We start from the raw sequence: 19,336 nt of genomic DNA, 5'->3' as shown, positions 1-19,336 counted from the left end.
TCCTCCAATGTAAAGAGTTCTCAACACTATATCAAAGCGTCTGGGTACATGCGAAATTTGCACCATACGTGACCCTTTGTTTACCCATTCTTTGCCTGTTGACGCGTCAACGGCGAACATCCATAATGCGCTTGTTTTAAATGTTGATGTATTAACATGTTATAGGAGAATACCGCATGGCTCAAAACGCACATTCCCATCGAAAGCTCAAGATAGCCGGCATCGTTGCACTGGTGGTTGTCATTGCACTGCTCGGATTTGCCGGCAACTTTCTGTTTGACTTCGCGCTGAATCCCCGCGCGCCATACACCATGAAGATGATGCAGGACGGCAAGGACGACAAAGAAAGTGAGCAGCCGGATGCCGAGGGAACCGAGGCGCGGGCATGGTTTAAAGAGAACCGCGAGAGCAGCAGCCTCACCGCAGATGACGGAACCGAACTTGCCGCTTGGTATTTTGCCGCCCCAGAGAGCACGCACAATTACGCTATCTGCCTACACGGATACACCGATGAGCCCATCGGTATGGCCCGATACGCCAAACGATTCCATGACCGCGGCATGAACGTGCTCGCGCCTGCCGCCCGTGCCCACGAGCGCTCCGGCGGCGACTATATCGGCATGGGCTGGCCCGAGCGGCTCGATGTCGTCGCATGGATCGAGCGAATCGTTCAGGCTGACCCCGAGGCGCGCATCCTGGTCTTTGGCGAGTCGATGGGTGCGGCAACCGCCATGGACGTCGCGGGGGAATCTCTGCCCGCAAACGTGAAATGCATTATCGAGGACTGTGGTTATACGAGTGTTTGGGACGAGTTTTCTCTGCAGCTCAAGGATGTATTTGGGCTGCCCAGTTTTCCTTTGCTCGATGTGGCCAACCTGGTGTGCAACGTGCGCGCGGGCTACGACTTTCATAAGGCGAGCAGTGTGGAGCAACTCAAACACGCGACGGTTCCCATGCTGTTTATCCACGGCGACCAGGACACCTTTGTGCCGTACGACATGCTCGACCAAAACTACGACGCGTGCGCCAGCAAGGTCAAGCAAAAGCTCACCATCCATGGCGCCACCCACGCCAAGAGCGCGCAAGTTAACCCCGAGCTCTACTGGAACACGGTCGACGACTTCCTCGGAAAGAATTTTTAGGCAAAAAGCAACGTCCGGGGCTTTATCTGACCCCCTATTTTCGGAAGTATGCGGCGAAATCTGGAACTGCCGACCAGACCGCAGTTTTATCAACAATTTATCAGGGGTTTTGTTGCCAAAAAACGTCGTGTGCTCGGCGGTCTCGAAATTTGCCGCATACTTCCGAAAAGCCGCCCGTGGGCGCTGTGCTCACGGGCGGCTTTTGCTCGACTTGCGCCACAAAGGCGCTTGTTTTGTCCAATAGCTAGGCGCTATTTGACCTCGATGAGCTCGTACTTGCTCGTGCCCAGGCCGATCTTCTCGGCATGCGCGATGCACGCGCGCCAGTCGGTGTCGGGATGCGTGATGCAGAAGGGGTCGCGCGCCTGCTCGCCCTCCAAATGCTCGTGGTTATGCTCCATCTTGGCCGCGCTGTCGGTAAGCTCGGTGTTAGGCAGCGGCTCGGACGCCAGGACAGCGTCGGCGCAGGCCTGATCGATGGCGACCGGGTCGAAGCTCGCGAACATGCCGATATCGTTGACGATAGGCGCGTCATTCTCGGGATGGCAGTCGCAGTTGGGGCTGATGTCCATTGCGAGCGAAATATGGAAGCTGGGGCGATCCTGGACAATGGCCTTCGTATACTCGGCGATCTTGTAGTTGAGTACGTCGGCCGCGGCATCATAGTCGGGCTTGATGCAGTCCTGGTTGCACGCCGCAATGCAGCGTCCGCAGCCCACGCAGCGATCGTGGTCGATGGCAGCCACGTGAACCGTGCGGGTGCTGCCGTTGGCAAGCTCGCGCTCACGCGTACCGTCAAACGTGATGGCGCTGTGCGCGCAAATCTTCTCGCAGGCACGGCAACCCACGCAGTTGGTAGTATCGACGCTCGGCTTGCCGGCGGCATGCTGCTCCATCTTGCCGGCACGGCTGCCGCCGCCCATGCCCAGGTTCTTCATGGCGCCGCCAAAGCCCGCCTGCTCATGGCCCTTAAAGTGCGTAAGGCTGATCACAATGTCGGCATCCATGAGTGCCTGGCCGATCTTTGCCTCGCGCACATACTCACCACCCTCGACCGGGACGAGCGCCTCGTCGGTACCCTTGAGGCCGTCGGCGATGATGATCTGGCAACCCGTGGCATACGGGGTAAAGCCGTTCTGGTAGGCGGTGTCGATGTGCTCGAGCGCGTTTTTGCGACTGCCGACATAGAGCGTGTTGCAGTCGGTGAGGAAGGGCTTGCCGCCCAGCTCCTTCACGACATCCGCGACGGCGCGGGCGTAGTTGGGGCGCAAAAAGCTCAGATTGCCCAGCTCGCCAAAGTGAATCTTAATGGCGACGAACTTGTTCTCAAAGTCGATCTGCTCAATACCGGCGCGACGGATGAGGCGCTTGAGTTTGTCGAGCTGGCTCTCGCGAGCATGCGTGCGCAGGTTGGTGAAGTACACCTTTGCTGGTGCTGCGGGTGCAGTTGCGGTCATAGATATATCCCCTCGGTCTATATGGCGTTACAGACATAAGAGGATGGTACCCGTTGAAGTAGGGTCGAAGTCAAGCGCAACACCGAGTCGTTAGGCACTCATTGGGGACAGACTTAAATGACTGAAACCACTCATTGGGGACGGACTTAAATGAGTGCCTCCCTTCCGGCAGTTGGGGACAGTCCTTGCCAGCCCGGCCGGCGAGCCGGCGAATCGGCAAAGACTGTCCCCAATGGCTAGTCGTTTAAGAACGTCCCCGATGACTACTCTTGGACTTTGAGGGCCTCGGCCAGGCTGACGCGCTTGATAGAGCGCGTGTGTAGCAACGCCACGACCAGGTAGGTCGCAAAGCCAATGCCGACGCATGCCGCCATGGACCAGGTCGGCACGTAAATCTCGATATTGCCGTTATAGGCGAGCAGCATAGAGCGGAAGATGGCCGTGAGCGAGCCGATGATCACCGGCAGGCTCAGCACGAGCGACGCCGCCACGCACAGCGTGATCGAGCGGATGTACAGATGCGAGATCTCGCTATCTCGATAGCCAAAGACTTTCATATAGCTGATCGAACGGGCGCTGTGGTCGATCACGGCCTTGGTCAGCAGGTACATAAACAGCAGGAAGATAAACACCGCGAGCCCGACCATCATGCCGATCATTTTGCTCATCATGCCGATGAACTGGTCGCCCACGGCGCGCATGTCGTCGGGCGTGGTGTCGCCGGCAAAGTAGCGCGCGTCGAGGTCGAGCTTCTCGTCGCTCACATAGCCGTTAAAGTAGGCGGCATCGTTGTCGAACAGCTCGTTAAAGTCATCGATACTCATATAGATATTCATGTCCGACTTGGAGCCCCAGGCATAGTCCTTGCCCGCGTACTCAAGGGAATAATGCTCGCCCTCGTACTTATCGCTGAGTGTGACCTTCTGGCCCTCGCTCCAGCCAAACTTATCGAGCAGGCCGCCGCCAAAGACGACGTGTCCGTCGCCGATGTTGAGACCCTTCCAGTAGCGCGAGCTTGCCGAGATGCCGTAGACAGAAATTGTCTCCTCGCCGTTTCCGTCGCCGCGATCGTACTGCAGCTGGTAGACAGCGTATTTCTCGGCCTGTGCAATCTTGGTCGCACCGTTGTCGGTCGTGTTAACCGGGTGAATGTCATCGTTGTCGGTGTCGATCTTAGAGGCCTTGTCGATCAGGTCGATAGCCTCGTCGCGGTTGCAGCCGAGGGCATCGGCAAGATCGTCAAGGCGCGCGTAGAGCGCATCCTTCTTGTCCTGGACCTTGGCAAGCGCATCCTGCGCCGCGGCCAAGCTCTCGGCAGACGGAGATGCAGTCGCGGCATCGGTCGCCGCCTGCGCCGCATCGGCCGCGTCGTCAAGCTCGTCATCGGCATCCTGGGCGGCGGAAAGCAGCGCGCCGTCAACCGACTGCAAGCGCTCGAGTGCCGACCACTGCTCGCGCTCCTCGGCAGTGCCCTCGAGCTCCAGCGGAGCCTTAAGCGTGTACTGGTGCTCGGCGACCAGGCTCGTCTCGAGGTTGTCCGCGTAGTGCGTCATCGTGGGCAGAATCGCCAGGCCAAAGAGCAGCAGCAGCGAGGCAAACGCAATGCCCACGAAGAGCGTGGCGAAGTTGCCCAGGTTGCGCAGGAAGACGCGCAGGCGGAAGCGCGAGACAAAGCCCATGCGCTCCGGCAGCCGCAGACCGCGCTTGGTGCCCGATTTGCCGCTCGCCTCGTGACGAAGGAACTGCAACGGCGTCTTGCCCATCTTGCGAAGCAGGCCCACCAGCGTGATGAGAATGAGCGCGGCGGCGGGAACCACGGCACACTTCACGAAGATCTCCCAGCTCCAGTACACCTGGAAGGGCGGCAGGCTGTACGAGCCGTAGTAGAGACCGCGCATGGGCTCGGTAAAGAACGCAACGCCGAGTGCGGTGCCCAAAAGCGCCGCGACCACGCCCACGATGGCGGGAAGTGCCAGGTAGTGCAGCACGATCTCGCGGCGGCGATAGCCGCTGGCGAGCAGCGTGCCGATAATGGCGCTCTCCTCCTCGATGGTGGCGTCGGTGAGCACCACAAAGACAAACGCCATGATCACGATGATGATGTCGAGCAACGTCATCCACATCATGGAGTCGCCGTCCACGTCGTCGCGCGCATAGCCAATGCCCTGGTTGGAATCGGCATCGATCAGATCGTCCACGCGCGCATCGGCATCGGTCAGCGCCTCGACCATATCCTGCTCCGCATCGATGCGGTCCGCGGTGGGGAGGTCGCGATCGGTAAAGGTAAAGGAGTAGGTGTAGGCAGGCGCGCCGCCGGCGTCCTCAAGCGCGGCAAAGCCGGCGTCGGTGACCTCGGCCACGCCGTACGTGATGGTGTTCACCGTAAAGTCCGAATTGTCGAGGAACAACGCCTGGCTATCGGGCTGGGTCATGATGCCGCAGATGGTGTAGGTGCGGCCCTCAAGCTCGACCTTATCGCCCACGGCGAGGTCGTTGTTGGTGGCGAAGACACGGTCGATTGCCACTTCATCGTCCGTCTTGGGCTGCCTGCCTTCGCAGTAGGACGCAATGTCAACCTTGGTGCGATGCGCGTAGGTGCGCAGGGTGCGCTTGGTGCCGTCGTCGCCAGCCGCCTTTTTGATGATGACGTCGATAGAGAAGTTCTTGTAGAACGTAACGCCGCCGACGTCGCCGGCTGCATCCTCGGCGGCCTTGAGCTGGTCTTTGGTAGCCTCGAAGGAGGTAGTCACGCGGCCGTCCTCGATCGTGTATGCATCGCGCATGTCGTCAATGAGGCAGCCGATGGAATGCGCCGCGAGCAAAAAGCCCGAGGTAAGGGCGATGCTTCCGCACATAAGCAAAAAGATGCCCAGGTACTTGCCGATATTGCGACGCAGCTCGCGCGGGAGACGTTTTGCGAGAGGTGTCATGGCGCCGCCTACCAATCGAGCTCGGCGGCCGCGACGGGTGACTCATTGAGCTCATCCTCGACGATGCGCCCGTCGCGCAGGCGCAGCACGCGATTTGCCATGCGCGCGATGGCGGCATTGTGGGTGACAATGATGATGGTGCAGTCGTAGGTGCGGTTGACATCCTCCATGAGCTGCAAGATTTCCTTGGACGTCTTGTAGTCAAGCGCGCCCGTGGGCTCGTCGCACAGCAGCAGGCCTGGGTTTTTGACGAGTGCACGGCCGATGGCGCAGCGCTGCTGCTGGCCGCCCGAGACCTGGCGTGGGAACTTGTTGCGGTGCTCGTAGAGGCCCAGCGAACGCAGCAGGTCGTCGACATTGAGCGGGTTTTTGGACAGGTGCGCCGTGACCTCGATGTTTTCCTTGATGGTAAGGTCGGGCACCAGGTTGTAGAACTGGAAGACAAAGCCCAGCTCGCGGCGGCGGTACTCGCCCAGATCGGCAGGCTTGAGCGCGGTGAGGTCGCAGCCGTCCACCATGATGGAGCCGCCGTCGGCATCCTCCAGGCCGCCAATGAGGTTGAGAAAGGTCGACTTGCCCGAGCCCGAGGGTCCCAGCATGACGCAGATCTCGCCGCGGTTGATGGACGTGTCGATGCCATCGAGCACCGTCAGGCGCGCATCACCGTCGCCATAGTGTTTCTTGAGCCCTTTGACCTGGACATAGGCTTGCTTTGTCGCCATGTTATCCCCCGTTGTTAGCCTTCTGCTACTTTTCTAGGGTAATAGTAAACCTGGGCGAACTATTTTTAAGCGACGTGCGCGACTTTTTTCCAACCTACTCATTGGGGACAGACTTAAATGAGTGAAATCGCTCATTTAAGTCTGTCCCCAATGAGTGCCGGCAGGAAAGGAGCGTCCCCAAGTGCCGACATATTGGGACAGTCCCTGCCAGCCCTGCCGGCGAATCGGCAAAGACTGTCCCCAATGACTAGGTGGCTAGGCGTGGGATTTGTTGTGCGCGAGGGCTAGGCCTACGGCGGCGATGGCCGCGGCAAAGAGCACCGTGACGCCCAGATCGCAGGCGATGTCGCCCAGCACGGTGGACGTCAGGTCCGCGGCGAGCGCCTTGCCGATCGCGTCGTTCACCCAATACGTCGGCACAAAGTGCGCCACCGTCTGCACGGCCGAGCCCATGAGCGACAGTGGCATCCAGGCGCCGCCCAAAAACGTCATGAGCATGCCGAGCAGGTTGCCCACACCGTTGAGCAGCTCCTCGCGCGCGCCCAGGCTCGACAGCGTAAAGCCAACGGCCAGCGGCGTGCACGCCAGGGCAAACGTTGCCGCCAGCGCCAGGCACACGCGACCCACGCCGACCTCGGCAACCGCGCTGGCAAAGCCCACGACGCCCATCATGCTCGACACGAGCCAGATGCAGACGGTGAGCACGGCGGCGGCCGCGAACACAGCGAGCGAACGCTGGCGCTCAGAGACCGGGCTGGCATCCATGCGGCGCACGCGCTCGGGCTCGTTCATGCCCGAGAACACCAGTCCCACCGACACGATGACCGACGAGATGATCGCGTACGCGCCAAAGTTGAAGTACGACTCGAGCGTGGTAGCAGCAGTCGAGTCGACCTTGACCTGCTCGATCTGGACCTCCGCGCGCTTTGCGGCCGCGTGCTCGGCGGCCCTTGCGACGTCGCCGTTGGAGGCAGCGGGCTCTAGTGCGGCCGCAGCGCCCGCGAGCGAGATCCATCGCGAGGCCTCGGCAGACGAAAGCGCCGCCGCCATGGTGCCGGCACCGTAGGTCACATCGAGCTTGGGCAGGGACTCCCCCGCGCGGGCGGCTGCAACAAGATCGTCCTCAAACCCCTCCGGGATAAAGAACACGCAGTCGGCGCTGCCTTTGGCGCTGTTGCTCTTGGAGAGCGCGTCAGCAAGGTCGTATGTGTCGTCGCCGACGCCCGTGACCAGGTCAAAGCGTGAGCCCAGGTGCTTGGTAAGCGCCCGCGAAAGGTCGCTATCGTCGCGGTCGACCACGATCACGTTGGTGTCGTAGGGCTTGTACTCGGTAAGCTGCGACGAGTTCCAGCTCACCGAAGCCGCGATGAATACGCCCATGAGCGAGATGAACACCGTATAGATGAGCAGGTAGAACGGGTGCGCCAGCGCCATGCGAAGCGCGGTCTTAAAGGTGCTCATAGCGGCTCCTTCCAAAGATCAGCGTAGCGGCGGCGACAAACACCAGGGCCATCAGGACGAGCGCGCCGGCGCGAACAGCGAAGGGCCCCAGGTCCTCAAAGAAATACAGGCGATTGAACATGTCGCAGATGAGCTTGACGGGGTTGAGCCAGCACTCGACCGGACAAGCGCGGGCGACGTCGTCGGCAAGCGCCATCGCCGGCTCGCCGTAGAGGCCGGCGAACAGGGCGCACGTGGTGGCAAAGCCCGTGAGGATGCCCGACTTGGATGCCTTGCCGCCCTTAACGGGAAGCGTGCCCACAAAAAGCCCCAGGCCCGTGGCGGCAAGCGCGGATGCAGCCCCGCCCAGCAGGCACAACCCCTCTCGCCCGCCAAAGTCGACGCCCACGACCAGGCGCACGTAGCCGATCGCAACCGCCATCGATGCAAAGGAAACCAGCCACGAGCCGACAAAAATGCCGGCCAGCGACGCCGTCTTGGAAAGACCGCCCACGCAGCGGCGCGCGCCGAGGCCGGACAGATTGGGCTGCAAATCGACGACGCTCAAGGCGGCAAACTCGGCAGACATCATCGCGACCAGGCCAAAAAGCGCGTAATAGTAGATGACCGTGCCATCGGGCGTGGCACGAGTCAGGCTCACGCGGCGGGTTCCGCCCTCGAGCGACAGGGCGCGCGCAACCGCCGCCGGATCGGCGAGCGCCGCCGGGTTGTCCTGGGCAATCTGGGACATGAGCTCGGCATTTTGCGTATACGAGCTTGCCACCGTTTCAAGGATGCTGCGGTCGGTAAGCACCGACGAGGCGCGCGAGCTGTCGTAACTCGATAGCAGCGTGAGCCTGGGCGTGCCCGCGGCATCAACCGTATAGATGCCCGCGACCTCGCCGGCCTTGAGCGCTTTGCGCGCGGCAGCCAAGTCTTCGTACTCGCTCACATCGAGCAGCTGGTCGTCGCCTGCCTTGGCAAGCGAAGCTGCCACATCCTTAAAGGTCGAGGCATCCCAGGCCTCGTCCGCCACGACGGCAACCGGCACCGGGTCGACCGTGCCGTCGGAGCTGAGGTTCGCAAACATAAACATGAACATCGTGGAAAGCGCGATAGGAAAGAGAGCGCCCCAGACCCACGTGCTCGGCCGGCGCAGCAGCGTCTTGACCGTGGTGATGATGGTGTTGAACATGGCCGCCCCCTAGTCGCGCAGCTCGCGGCCGGTGATCTCGAGGAACACGTCGTTGAGGGTCGGCGGTTCGGAATAGATGCGGCCGAGCGGCACGTCATGCGAGCGCAGCGCATCGAGAATGTCCGTCAGGTTGTGCGGGCTCGCTTCGCACGAAAACGTGAGCTGTCCCGCCGTTGCCGAAAGGTCCAGAACGTGCGGCAGGCTTGCGACGGCACCGAGCGCCGCACTCGGAACCTCGCCGACCTCGATTACAATCTTCTCGCCCATCTGAATCATGCGCTTGAGCTCGTCGTTAGTGCCCTGCGCCAGCACGCGGCCGCCGTCCATGATCATAATGCGGCTGCAGATCTGCTCGACTTCCTCCATGTAATGGCTGGTATACACCACCGTGGCGCCCTCGTCGCGCAGGCGGCAGATGCCCTCCAGGATGGCGTTGCGGCTTTGCGGGTCGACCGCCACCGTGGGTTCGTCAAAAAAGATGAGCTCGGGCTTGTGCGCGATGCCGCAGGCAATGTTGAGACGACGCGTCAGGCCGCCCGAGAGCTTGCCGGGGCGGAACTTGGTAAAGTCGCCCAGGCCGACAAAGTCGATCGCCTCGTCCACCAGCGCGCGGCGGCGCTTGCGGTCGTTGACGTAGAGACTGCAGAAATAGTCGATGTTCTCGCGCACGGTGAGCTCGTCGAACACCGCCACCTGCTGCGGCACCACACCGATGCGGCGCTTGAGGTCGTAGCGGGCGGGCGTCATGCGCTCGCCGAACAGCTCGATGGTGCCCTTGTCGTAGGCGAGCAGCTGCAGGATGCAGTTGATGGACGTGGTCTTGCCCGAGCCGTTGGGGCCCAGCAGGCCAAAAATCTCGCCGGGGGCGATGTTCAGGTTAAAGTGGTCGAGCGCAATAAGATCGTCGTAGCGCTTGACGAGGTTTTCGACGTGGACGATGTCTGTCATGAGGCGGCCCTTCTGTTGCTTGCGGCCCGGTACGATTGCATCATCGCAGGAGCTGACGGCGCGCACCAGTGAGCTTTGTCACGAGTGCGGGGCGGTCGCGTAGCCTGCTGACGTGACCGCCCCGCCGCGTGGGAGGAATGTCACGCTTGCTTTGAGTGGCGCCTCCCCCGTGCGCGGCATCGCGTACAATACCCGTATGAACAGGCTATTCGACAAATCGATCGTGCTGGCGTGCTGCATCGCAGCCGCCACGGGCCTTGCTGTGGATGCTCGCCTGGTCGCGGCGTTTTGCCTTGGCGTTGTCATCGCCGCGCTGGCCGAGGTCGCGCAGGGAGAACGCGCCCGTCGCGCCAGCGAGGCCGGCAGCTACGCCTACGTCATCGCGGCTGTCTTCGTGCCGCCGTTTGTGCCGTTCGCACCTCTCGCCCTCTATGACATCGCGCGACGCGTGCGCCGTGAACGCATCTGGCCCGCGCTGGCAATTGGCTCCGTGTTTGCCTGCGCACTTGCCACGGACCTTCGCTGCGGCGCGCTCACCACCCGAACGCTGCTGCTAACCGCCATTCTTTCGGTCGCCGCCACGTTGCTGTCACTGCGCACCGCGCAGCTGGAGCGCGAACAGGAACGCATGCGCCGTACCCGCGACGAGCTGCAGGAACGAGCCCTCGCGCTCGAAGCGCGCAACCGCGATCTTGCCGACCGCCAGGACTACGAAGTCGAGCTCGCGACGCTCGCCGAACGCGCCCGCATCGCGCGCGAGATCCACGATAACGTCGGACACCAGCTCACGCGTGCCTCGCTACAAGCCGAAGCCCTGCGCGTGATCCACGCCGACGAGCCCGGCGTCGCCGCCGATTTCGCCGACGTCAAACGCACGGTTGACGAGGCGCTCCAACTTGTGCGTACTAGCGTCCATGCGCTCAACGACAACGCTGTCGACCTTTCCGTGCAGCTCGAACGCATTGTTGAAGGCGCGCGCTCGGACGGCGGCCCGCAGATTGAGCTTGAAGTTATGACCGAACATGCGCCCGCAAATGTCGCCAACTGCTTTGCGGCGGTCCTTCGCGAGGCGCTTTCCAACGCCATGCGCCACGCCCATGCCAATGCCGTTACCGTGCGGTGCATGGAGCATCCGTCGTTTTACCAGCTCATCGTTACCGATAATGGCGCGGACGCGACCCCGGCGAGCAGCAGCAACGTCGCAGAAGGCATGGGGCTCGGCTCCATGCGCGAGCGCGTCGAGGCGCTTGGCGGCACCTTCACCGCCGGTCCGCGCGCCGGTGCCGGCGGCTGGCGTGTGTTCGCCACCGTTCCCAAACAGCAAGGAGATGAGGGCCGATGAGGCTCATCGTTGTCGACGACGACCGCCTAGTGGTCGATTCGCTCAAGATTATCCTGGGCGCCCAAACGCAGATCGAGGTAGTGGGCACCGGAGCCGACGGCAACGACGCGGTGGCACTCTACGCCGAACTCGCACCCGATATCGCGCTGCTCGACATTCAGATGCCGGGGCGCGACGGCCTTTCGGCGGCGCGCGAGATCCTTGAGCACGACCCCGCGGCACGCGTGGTGTTTCTGACGACATTCTCGGATGACGAGTACATTGTGTCGGCGCTCAAGCTGGGCGCCCGCGGTTACCTGATCAAGACCGATGTCGCCGCCATTCCGCCAGCGTTGGCGCAGGTCATGGATGGCAAACGCGTGCTCGAGGGCAAGGCGATCGAAGATGTCGATTTTGATGGGGCGAACGCTGAGGCCGGTGCGACTCGCCGGCCCGCGGCCTTTGCCGGTCTGACCGACCGCGAGTTCGAAGTCGCCGAGCTCATCGCCCGCGGCCTCGATAACAAGGAGATTGCCGCCACGGCTTATATGGGAGAAGGCACGGTGCGCAACCACATCAGCTCGATCCTGGCCAAAATGGGCCTGCGCAACCGTACGCAAATCGCCATCGCCTACCTGCGAGGGTAATTACCCAACAACCGACCACCCCGGCAAAGTAAAATGGCTGCCACCGATTTAATGCCATTTCAAAACTATGTCGGTTTACTACGATGAATCGACCACCTTCGACCACGGCAAATTGCGCGCTTCCAAAACCGCAGGTAGAACGCTTGCAATATTTAGAAAAATGCAGTCATGGTCGGGAATGCCGAATTCATCGTAGTAAACCGACATAGTTTTATTCGCGACGGCCCTGCACGAGTGCCTCCGCAAACCTCGCGAGACCAAAATGATCCGTTTTCTTCCGCCCACGGAGATCGGCTGACGGCGCCCATCACGAAATCGGCCCATCTACTACGTTTGACCCGATACCCCTGACCATAGCCGCGTTTCATGAAAAACCGCAGGCGTTCTACCTGCGGTTTTCATTTCGCATTGCTTGCCGTGGTCGAGGGCTGCCGCCTAAACGTAGTAGATGGGCCCATTTCGTGGCAGACGAGTCACGCGATAGCCCTCGCGAGGCCAAAATAGTCCGTTTTCCTCCGTCCACGGGAGTTAAAGGGCTGTTACGGATATGCTGCCATTCCAAAACTACGCCGGATTACGGAGCTAAAGTCGGAGCCCTCATCCATACCCCCTATTTTTGAAAAACAACAGGCTATCTACCTGCGGGTTTGTTTTTGCGATTTTCTGTATGGTCGGAGGTTCGCTATCCAGTCCCGTAATACGGCATAGTTTTGTTCGCGGCGGCTCAACCGCGCGTTTGCACGCGGGGCCGGCGGGGCATTTTTGCCCCGCCGGCCCCTATTCCAGTTCTACTCCTGCGCTACTCCGGCTTAGTTTCTACCGTGGGAGTCTTGTCCGCCGCAACCGGAGTACGGGCGGTGTCCATGCTCAGGCAATGTTTGGGGCAGCTTTCGATGCACTCGCCGCACACCACGCAGGCGTACGGGTCAATCGACCAGGTACCGCCCTTGCGATCGACCGCGAGCGCGCCCGCCGGGCAACGCCGCGCGCACATGCCGCAGCAGATGCACACGTCCATGTCGTTGACGATATGCCCGCGCAAGCGCTCGGGCGCCGTCAGCTTCTCCTGCGGATAGCACACCGTTACCGGCTGCTTGACCATAGAACCCAAGGCCGTCTTGGCAAATGTCAGTAAACTCATGCCGCGCCTACCTTTCCGTGCAGCTAATGCAGGGGTCGATGGTCAGGATAATCATGGGCACGTTGGCAAGGAGCACACCCTGCAGCGCATGCGTCAGACCTGCCAGGTTCTGCGACGTCGGCGTGCGCACGCGGAAGCGGTCCAGGTTCTTAGTGCCGTTGCCGCGTACATAGTAGTACGCCTCGCCGCGCGGCTGCTCAATCACAACCTCGCCACGCGCGCCGTCGGTCGGCGTGAGCTTGGTGCGTCCACCGATGCCATCGTGCGGAATCTTGCCCACAAGCTCCTTGATAATGTCCATGGCCTGGGTGACCTCGGCACAACGCACCTGGCAGCGGGCATAGCAGTCGCCGTCGGTCGCCACGATGGGCTCAAACGCGGCCAGATCCGCATAGGCGCCGTCGCCGAGCATGCGCACGTCGTAATCCACGCCCGAGGCGCGGCCGAACGGACCGACCATCGATAGGTCCAGCGCGTCCTTCTTGCTAATCACGCCCACGCCATGCAGGCGCTCGCCGCAGCTGTCGTCGTCCAAAAACGTATGCACCAGGGCCTCGTAGTCGGGACGCATGGCATCGAGCGTCTGGACAATACCCGCCAGCTCGGAGTCCTCGATGTCGTGCTTAAGGCCGCCGATCTCGTTAATCGAAAGGATCACGCGGCCGCCGCAGGTGCTCTCGAAGATCTTGAGAATCTGCTCGCGCAGGGTCCACGACCGATAGAACAGCGCCTCGAAGCCAAAGGCATCGGCGAGCAGGCCCAGCCACAGCAGGTGCGAGTGGATGCGCGAAAGCTCGTGCAAAATGGTGCGGATATACCGCACGCGGCCGGGCACCTCGATGTCGAGCATGCGCTCGCAGGCGCCGGCATAGCCGCAGCTGTGGCCCACGGCGCAGATGCCGCAGATGCGCTCGGCGATGTAGCCAAACTGATGCATGTCGCGCTTTTCGGTGAGCTTCTCGAGCCCGCGGTGCACAAAGCCGATCTGCGGAATTGCCTCGATAACGCGGTCGTCCTCGATCACCAGATCCAGATGAAGCGGCTCGGGCAGCACCGGGTGCTGCGGGCCAAACGGAATAACGGAGCGATGTGCCATGGACCTTACGCCTCCTCTTTCTGCTTGTCGCGGGCGGCCTTGGCGGCAAGCGCCGCGCGGACTTTGGCCGCTTTCTCGGGATCCATGGCGGCGAGCTTTGCCTCCATCTCGGCGGCCTTGAGCGCGGCCTTCGCAGCGGCATCGTCATGCTGAGCATCGGAGCCGGCAGCCGCTGCGGGCTGGGCGGCAGCAGCGCTCGCAGCACCCTCCCCTGCAGCAGCCGCAGCAGCGGCGGCCTTTTCGGCCGCGGCCTTGCGCGCCTTGGCCTCGGCGGCCGCGCGGACCTTCATGGCCTTCTCGCGCGCGGCCTTCACCTCGGGCGTGATAACGCTCATGGGTTCAGCGGTCGAGACCTGGTAGAAAAAGCCCTTAAAGTCGATCTGCATATCGGTGATGGCAAGACCGAATAGGTCGTGGACCTCATTTTCAAACGGGAATACCGCCGGATAATACGAGCTGATGGACGGAATCTCCTGGTACCGGTCGATTCCCTCGACTACCAGGTTCTCAATCGCATAGCTGCCGTCCTGCGCAATATGCTCCTGAGCAGCATGAACGTTGATAAACGTATAGACCAGACGATACGTGCCGTCGTCGACGTTGCGCTCGGCGTGCATCTGCACAAAGCGCGCGCCGACGCCCTTGAGCGCCTGGACATGCGACAGGAGCTCGTCGATCCCAACGGTGGTATAGATAGCCTTTTGCATTACTCGGCCTCCTTTGCAGCGGCGGGCGCACCGTCAGCCGTGCCTGCGTCGACACCGGCCCCGGCACCCGCAGCAGCCACAAACCCGTCCTCGCCCAGCTCAACGCCACCATCCCAGGTAGCAGCGCCGCCTACGGTAAGCGGGTCGCCGCCGGCACGCATCACGGCCTCCTTCTGGTCCAGGATGCCGCACGCCTCCACGATGGCATCGATCACGGTCTCGGGGCGAATGGCGCATCCGGGCGCGTACACGTCCACGGGAATCGCGCGGTCCACGCCACCGATCACGTTATAGGCATCGCGGAATACGCCGCCCGAGCATGCGCAGATACCGCAGGCCACCACGCACTTGGGCTCGAGCATCTGGTTGTAAATCTGACGCACGACGGGCAGGTTCTGGGCATTGACCGACCCCGTCACCAAAAAGATATCCGCATGCTTGGGGTTGCCGGTGTTGACCACGCCAAAGCGCTCCGCATCGAACAGCGGCGTGAGCGAGGCCAGCACCTCGATATCGCATCCGTTGCAGCTCGAGCCGTCGTAATGAATAACCCACGGCGAGCGCGACATTTTATGATCCATGGATGCCGCCTCCTAAATAAACACGTCGACGAGGATGGGCATAAGGTTGAGCAGGCCAAACACCAGCGCCACGCCCCAGCCGAGCTTAAAGCAGCTGCGCCAGGTGCTGCGTGCGAAGGTGTTGTCGATCAGCACCTCGACAAAATACGTCGCGGCCATCACGACCAGGGCTACGACCCAGCTCACCGGGTTGTCCCAAACAAAGAACATGCCCACCCACATCAAAAACAGCACGGTCTCACACCAGTGCATAAGGGTCATCTTGGCCAGTGTGCCGCCGCTCATCTCGGTGGCGACGCCCTGGACAATCTCCTGATGCGCGTGATGCGAGTACGAAAGGTCGAACGGCGACTTGCGTAGCTTGATGGTGAGCACCGCAAGCAGCGCCAAGAAAATGGGCGCGCTGTACACGATGATGGGCGCCGACTGTCCGGTCACGGCGATGGAATCAAAGCTATCGGTGGCAAGGTACAGGCCCACGCTCATCAGCAGAACGGCGGGCTCGTAGCTCATGACCTGCAGCAACTCGCGGTCGGCACCGACCTGGGCAAACGGGCTTTGCGTCGAGGCGGACGCCAGCACCACAAAGATCGCGGCGAGCGTAACCATAAAAGCGCACAGCAGCGTGTTGGAGCCCGACACAAAGATGCCGCCGCCCACGACGGTGAAGATGAGCGCGCACGCCATGTAGGTATCGTCCATGGTGTTTACGCTGGCGGGGGCCTTGCGCAGCAGCTTGGCAACGTCGTAGAACGGTTGCAGCAGGCGCGGACCCACACGGCCCTGCATGCGGGCCGAAAGCTTGCGGTCAAGGCCGTCGATCAAACCGCCCACAAGCGGCGCCAGCAGGGCAAACGCCACGGTGCCAATAAATATGCCCACGACACCCGAACCTTCAAAATACTTGCCGCGCAACACCGAGGGCGCGCTCATGGCAAGCCGCTCGGGCCCAATCCACGCGCAACACAGCAGCGCAAACAAGATAATGCTGCAGCACACGACGCTACCCGCGGGGCCAATACGCTTCTCGCCAAGGGCGTCCACCGAGTACCAATTGCGCTTTTCGGCCTTCACCTCGCGTCCCATCGAGCCGCGGAAATGGCGGTAATTGTCGGTTCCCACACCCGAAAGATATACGTTTACGTGCGGTTTGTTGCTCACGCGGAATGAAGTCAGCAGCACCACGGCGATAAACGCCACGATAACCACCATCAGATACATGGAGTCCTTGCCAATAACGTACGGCACGCGACCAAACACCATGGCCAAGTAAGGCGATACCAGACCGCTCGAGATAACCGGGAACGCCACGCAGCACAGAATCAGCAGCGCGGCGATGGTGTTGAGCGCCATCCATTCGGTCTTATGGACATTGACTTCAACGTTTTGAGCCGTGGGGTCGACGCCCGAAAGCTTGGCAAGCCACTTGCCCCAGAAGAAGAACGTCGCGGCCGAGCCAAAGGCAAGCACCATGATCATGAGCACGTTGCCGGTCTGGGCAAACGCCACCAGGGCGCCCCACTTGGACACGAGCATGCCAAACGGGGCCACGAACATGCCCATAATGCCCAGCATCATCAGGCGCGTCAGGTGCGGCATGCGGCTGAACATGCCGTCCATGTCCTCGATATTGCGGCTACCGATATGATGCTCGGCGGTGCCCACGCACAGGAACAGCAGCGACTTGGCCACCGTGTGGAACAGGATCAGGAAGATCGCGGCCCACACGGCCTCGGGCGCGCCGACGCCCAGGCAGGCGCTGATAAGGCCCAAGTTGGAGATGGTGGAGTACGCGAGCACGCGTTTGGCGTTGCTCTGCGAGATGGCCATGAGGGCAGCGAGCAAAAACGTGATGGCACCCACACTCGTGACCATAAAGCCGGTCACGGGATAGATGGCATAGAGCGGGCTCAGCTTGACCATCAGGAACACGCCGGCTTTGACCATGGTTGACGAGTGCAGCAGGGCACTCGTGGGCGTGGGGGCAACCATGGCACCCAATAGCCAAGTGTGGAACGGCATCTGTGCGGCCTTGGTGAGCGCGGCAAGCGACAGCAACAGGACCGGCATCACCAGCAGCGCGGATTGCGCGGTTCCGGCGCCGGAAAGCTCGATCATGCCCGAGATGGTCAGCGGCATGCCGTTAACGTGCAGGTACATGAGTCCGGCCAAAAACGCGATGCCGCCCAGCATGTTGAGGATGATCTGGGTGAAAGCGTTTTTTATGGCCTCGGGCGTGCGCGTGTAGCCAATCATGAGGAACGAGCACACGGTGGTGATTTCCCAGCCACAGAACAGCCACTCAAGGTTGTCGCTTGTCACGATGACGAACATGGCCGAGAGGAACAGGAACATAAGCGCCAGGAACTGCGGGCGTCGGTCGGGCGCCGCCTGCCCGCGCAGCGCTGCCTCGTGCTCGTCGTGGGCCTGGAAGTCCTTCATGTAGCCCAGGGCGTACACGCAGATAAGGCTGCCGACAATGCCGACGGCAAGCACCATGATCACACTCATGTAATCCAGGTAGAGCGGCGTGGCGGTGACAACCTCGGCCGCGGGCAGCGTCATGGCAGCGAAGGCAACCGAACCCACCAGCTGCACCACGCCGAGCACCGTGGTGAGCGTGCTCTTATATTTACGCGCGTTGTACAGGATGACGGCGCACAGGATCACGTCGATGACGGAGCTGACGATCGAGAGCACATGCGAGGTGCCGGGGGCAACCTCGAAGCTCTGCGGGCCCGTGCCAAAAAACATGACGGCGACTACAACCGTCACCGCCATAATGATGCCAGAGCCTACAAGCCCTACCGCATCGCGGGCGCGGTCACCGCGCGCGAGCAGCATGCCCAGCGCCGGTACCAGCGGAAACAGGGTAAGGAAATACAGTAGCGTCATACCATCACTCCCCCATGCAAAAACGCTGCAATTGTTTAACGTTATAGCTCAGTTGAGGAGTAGCGGCGGCGGGTTTTCGGTCAACTGGGGAGTTTTAGGCGTACGGGGTAACGAGTCTGTCCGCTTTGGAGCAGAGAGGCGACGCTCCCCCTATCGCGGCGGCGGGCGCACGGGCCACTGCGCGCGGTTTATTAACCACTTTGGAGGATGTTCCAGTAGGCTCACGACGGTCCAAAAAGTTGGCGCGGCAAGAAAAATGCGCCCCTGTGGGCGCACCATCCCGTTCGCTATTCCGCCTTTTTAACGCGCGGCTTGCGACCGCGCGGCTTATCAACCAGCGCGGACTCACCGCTCTCGCGATACTGGCGGCACCAAGCCTTGACCGAAGACTCACTGGGAATCTTGTGCTTGATCATGGCCTCGCGAACCGTTAAGCCGTTTTCCAAGCGGTCCTTGACCACGGCGAGCTTAACTTCGTACGAATAGGTGTGATGATGCGAACCGGCGTTGAGAACGGCGTCGGCACCGCCCACGGCATATGCGCGGGCCCACTGACGAGCCGTGGCCTGGGGAATGCCGAGCTCCGCGGCGAGGACGCGATGACCGACCCCCTCTTGGAGGACCTCGACGGCGCGCTGCCTAACCTCGGGCGCATGCGTGCGAGTCCTTGTTGCTTCCGACATACCTGCCACTTCTTAGCCTTAACCGTTAATCTGCTTTCTTACGTGCATGTTAGATAGTAGCATTTTGCTGTTTGCGCGTAACAGTTAATTGAAAATCGCACGGCGGCATCTGGGCATTTGCCATTAATTTGCAACAGTTCTTTAGGTTTTATTTACGCAGCTAGTTAGCTCGCGGCTCATTGACGGTGTTTTACCAACCAGATTGGTATCTTTTTGTTTGGCTGGTATGGTTTGTGTAATTATTAACCCCTCTTCAGCCCGCACCTACATGTCAACTTTCCACTTACTTTCCAGCTTTCCACCTAGCTTTCCAGCTTTCCACTTAACTTACCACCTAAGGTGGAAAGCTGGAAAGCTAGGTGGGAAGCTGGGGCAGCAGCAGGCCAGGAGAATCAAAACCACCCCTAAAAGGGGTGGTTTGCTCTTAGGGT

At 61.2% G+C, this 19,336-nt stretch carries 15 protein-coding genes; 3 read left to right on the top strand and 12 right to left on the bottom strand.

Going from position 1 to position 19,336, the window contains the following annotated elements:
• Positions 1–176 precede the first annotated feature (176 nt).
• Positions 177–1,142, top strand: a complete 966-nt coding sequence (locus DXD16_RS05910; RefSeq protein WP_117655445.1) for an alpha/beta hydrolase — start codon at positions 177–179, stop codon at positions 1,140–1,142.
• Positions 1,143–1,393: 251 nt separating this feature from the next.
• On the opposite strand, the gene DXD16_RS05905 is transcribed toward DXD16_RS05910, so the two are convergent.
• The 6 genes from DXD16_RS05905 to DXD16_RS05880 all read right to left on the bottom strand — a co-directional run bounded on the left by DXD16_RS05905 (position 1,394) and on the right by DXD16_RS05880 (position 9,834).
• Positions 1,394–2,599 (bottom strand): DUF362 domain-containing protein, encoded by a 1,206-nt coding sequence (locus DXD16_RS05905; RefSeq protein ID WP_117655444.1) that lies wholly within the window; start codon positions 2,597–2,599, stop codon positions 1,394–1,396.
• Between the two features lie 263 nt (positions 2,600–2,862).
• A complete protein-coding gene (locus tag DXD16_RS05900) occupies positions 2,863–5,529 on the bottom strand; it encodes an ABC transporter permease (RefSeq protein WP_117655443.1) in 2,667 nt (888 codons plus the stop codon).
• Positions 5,530–5,537: 8 nt separating this feature from the next.
• Complete coding sequence (locus tag DXD16_RS05895) at positions 5,538–6,251, bottom strand: ABC transporter ATP-binding protein (RefSeq protein ID WP_117655442.1); 714 nt, start codon at positions 6,249–6,251, stop codon at positions 5,538–5,540.
• A 255-nt stretch (positions 6,252–6,506) separates the two neighbouring features.
• A complete protein-coding gene (locus DXD16_RS05890) occupies positions 6,507–7,712 on the bottom strand; it encodes an ABC transporter permease (protein WP_117655441.1) in 1,206 nt (401 codons plus the stop codon).
• On the bottom strand, positions 7,699–8,886 hold the full coding sequence (locus DXD16_RS05885; RefSeq protein WP_117583675.1) for an ABC transporter permease: 1,188 nt from the start codon (positions 8,884–8,886) through the stop codon (positions 7,699–7,701). Before DXD16_RS05885 ends, DXD16_RS05890 begins: the two co-directional genes overlap by 14 nt.
• Before the next feature lie 9 nt (positions 8,887–8,895).
• Entirely contained in the window at positions 8,896–9,834 is a 939-nt protein-coding gene (locus tag DXD16_RS05880; RefSeq protein ID WP_117583676.1) for an ABC transporter ATP-binding protein, read from the bottom strand.
• A gap of 151 nt (positions 9,835–9,985) precedes the next feature.
• On the opposite strand from DXD16_RS05880, the gene DXD16_RS05875 reads away from it, so the two are divergent.
• Together DXD16_RS05875 and DXD16_RS05870 are read left to right on the top strand one after the other, a co-directional pair.
• Positions 9,986–11,176 carry a sensor histidine kinase gene (locus DXD16_RS05875; protein ID WP_158551607.1) on the top strand — a complete coding sequence of 397 codons (1,191 nt, stop codon included), beginning with the start codon at positions 9,986–9,988 and terminating at the stop codon, positions 11,174–11,176.
• Complete coding sequence (locus DXD16_RS05870; RefSeq protein WP_117655439.1) at positions 11,173–11,802, top strand: response regulator transcription factor; 630 nt, start codon at positions 11,173–11,175, stop codon at positions 11,800–11,802. Before DXD16_RS05875 ends, DXD16_RS05870 begins: the two co-directional genes overlap by 4 nt.
• Positions 11,803–12,601: 799 nt before the next feature.
• On the opposite strand, the gene DXD16_RS05865 is transcribed toward DXD16_RS05870, so the two are convergent.
• The 6 genes from DXD16_RS05865 to DXD16_RS05840 form a co-directional block, all read right to left on the bottom strand.
• On the bottom strand, positions 12,602–12,943 hold the full coding sequence (locus tag DXD16_RS05865; protein ID WP_117655438.1) for a 4Fe-4S dicluster domain-containing protein: 342 nt from the start codon (positions 12,941–12,943) through the stop codon (positions 12,602–12,604).
• Positions 12,944–12,950: 7 nt separating this feature from the next.
• Complete coding sequence (locus DXD16_RS05860; protein WP_117655437.1) at positions 12,951–14,039, bottom strand: nickel-dependent hydrogenase large subunit; 1,089 nt, start codon at positions 14,037–14,039, stop codon at positions 12,951–12,953.
• A gap of 5 nt (positions 14,040–14,044) precedes the next feature.
• On the bottom strand, positions 14,045–14,746 hold the full coding sequence (locus DXD16_RS05855; protein ID WP_117655436.1) for an NADH-quinone oxidoreductase subunit C: 702 nt from the start codon (positions 14,744–14,746) through the stop codon (positions 14,045–14,047).
• Positions 14,746–15,327, bottom strand: coding sequence for an NADH-quinone oxidoreductase subunit B family protein (locus DXD16_RS05850; protein WP_117655435.1), 582 nt, complete (start codon positions 15,325–15,327; stop codon positions 14,746–14,748). Before DXD16_RS05850 ends, DXD16_RS05855 begins: the two co-directional genes overlap by 1 nt.
• 12 nt (positions 15,328–15,339) lie before the next feature.
• Entirely contained in the window at positions 15,340–18,222 is a 2,883-nt protein-coding gene (locus DXD16_RS05845) for a proton-conducting transporter membrane subunit (protein WP_117655434.1), read from the bottom strand.
• A gap of 287 nt (positions 18,223–18,509) precedes the next feature.
• Positions 18,510–18,905, bottom strand: a complete 396-nt coding sequence (locus DXD16_RS05840; protein WP_117655433.1) for a helix-turn-helix domain-containing protein — start codon at positions 18,903–18,905, stop codon at positions 18,510–18,512.
• Positions 18,906–19,336 lie beyond the last annotated feature (431 nt).

Origin of the sequence: Collinsella sp. TF11-5AC, from assembly GCF_003436775.1 — a bacterium.
Lineage (GTDB): Bacteria > Actinomycetota > Coriobacteriia > Coriobacteriales > Coriobacteriaceae > Collinsella.
This window is presented reverse-complemented; position numbering and strand designations above follow the sequence as displayed.